Below are 2,024 nucleotides of genomic sequence, written 5' to 3'. Positions count from 1 at the left end.
GCAAAGAGTTGTAAGCTTGGAAGTTTGTACTCAAGAGCCTCCTTGGCTGAAAAATCGACCTGAACATCTTCATCATCAGAGCCATCTTCCTGTTCAGCGAATTCAAGTTCAGCTTGAGGCAAGATGATTTCTGGTTCCACCCACTCTTCTTCTGGAACAGGAGGAACGTCAAGCACAACATCATCAGTCAGAATTTCACCCGTTTCCATATCAACAGGAGGCAAATCGAGTAAGGCCTTTTCAGCTGCTTCTTTTTTTAATTTAGCTTCTTCCTCAGCTTTTTGACGAGCTTTTTCTTCTTGTTTAACAAAGCGTTCCTCTTTTCGACGCTCATGCCCTTCCCACCATTTGGCAAAGCCTCTACTGAAAAATTCAGCAATATCGTAAACAGACCAAGGACTGACTAGGAGAGCACCCACTAAAATCAAGATAGAACCAATAAAGTAAGTACCGATATTTGAGAAGAGAAAGGCTGTTGGCACATAGAGTCCAACACCAATCAAGCCACCTCCAGCAAAACTGGTCGTTCGAAAACCAGTCAGATCCGTCACAACCTGAGCCATGGTTCCTTTTAGAACAGACTTGTCCAAACCATATTTCCAAACTAAGTAGGCCTCCAAAATCAAGAGTAAGCCTGCAAATATGGTGAAAAACCCTGATAAGAGGCCTTCCTGTTTTCGTATCCACTTGAAAAAGAAGAGGTAGAGCAGGATACCAAATATTGCCAGATAAGCTAGGCTACCTACTAGCAAGCGAATTAAATTGTAAAGGGTTATACCTGCAGCCCCTAATTTGAAGGCTGCAAAAATCAATAAAATCGCGATTCCTAGCGAAATCAACATCCGTTGTATCGCTTCTTTTCTTTCGAGTTCTGCTTTAGACGGTCTCCGTCTTGTTTTACTTGTATTCTTGTTTGCCATTCTTCTATTATACCATATTTCACAAGCATTTCGGAAAGAGAAAAAGACTGCACCAAACGGTCCAATCTTTTCATTTTATATCTAATACTCAATGAAAATCAAAGAGCAAACTAGGAAGCTAGCCGCAGGCTGTACTTGAGTACGGCAAGGCGATGCTGACGTGGTTTGAATTTGATTTTCGAAGAGTATAAGTTTTATGCTTGGGGTTTACGTAGATAACCATAAACTACACCACTTACAATTGCTCCAATCAAGACAAAGACTAGGTAAAGAAGGGCATTTGAAGTAAGAGCGATGACGAAGATTCCTCCGTGTGGCGCCATGAGTTTGATACCTGCAAGACCAACGAGTCCGCCTGCTACTGCAGAACCAAGGATAAAGCTTGGGATAGCACGAGCTGGGTCAGCGGCACCAAATGGAATCGCTCCCTCAGTAATAAATGACAAGCCCATGATGATGTTTGTCAAACCAGAGTTGCGTTCTTCCTTAGTAAATTTGTCTTTAAAGAGAAGAGTTGCGACAAAGATGGCAAGTGGTGGCACCATTCCTCCAGCCATAACTGCTGCCATAGCCACAGAACCACCTGAAGAAACAGTCGCTGCAAGCGTACCTGTACCAAAGACATAGGCAGCTTTGTTAACTGGTCCACCCATGTCAACAGCCATCATTCCACCAAGGACGATACCAAGAAGGACAGCTGAACCGCCTCCAAGACCGCCTAGGAAGTCATTCATAGCAGTGTTGATTGCTGCCATTGGGATGTTAACAGCTAGCATGACAAATCCAGTCAAGATTGTTCCAAGAAGTGGCAAGAGAAGGATTGATTTTGCACCTTCAAGTGAACGAGGAACTTTAACGTATTTCTTGATAGCAAGAACTAAAGCACCTGCGATAAATCCACCAACAAGGGCACCTAGGAAACCAGATGAGACACCTGCAAGAGTTGAAGTTGCTTCACCACCTGCTGCATAAGGGATTTTACCAAAGGCAAAACCTTCTTTAGCAATAGCACCAGCCACAAAACCCGCTACCAAACCTGGTTTTTCAGCGATAGAGTAGGCAACATAACCTGCAAAGACTGGGAGCATCAATCCAAAGGCTGCA

General features: G+C 43.6%; 2 protein-coding genes. Both read right to left on the bottom strand.

Features of this window, described 5'->3' with window-relative positions; genetic code table 11:
- The coding region (locus tag ACLNCN_RS04475) for a sulfite exporter TauE/SafE family protein (RefSeq protein ID WP_424844714.1) at positions 1-920 on the bottom strand (920 nt) is incomplete at its 3' end.
- A 194-nt stretch (positions 921-1,114) separates the two neighbouring features.
- On the bottom strand, positions 1,115-2,024 hold a 910-nt coding region (locus tag ACLNCN_RS04470; protein WP_424844713.1), incomplete at its 5' end, for a PTS fructose transporter subunit IIC.

The organism is Streptococcus sp. CL8.13 (genome assembly GCF_049737895.1).
Note: the sequence above shows the minus strand (reverse complement) of the source record. Positions and strands in the feature narration are given on the sequence as shown.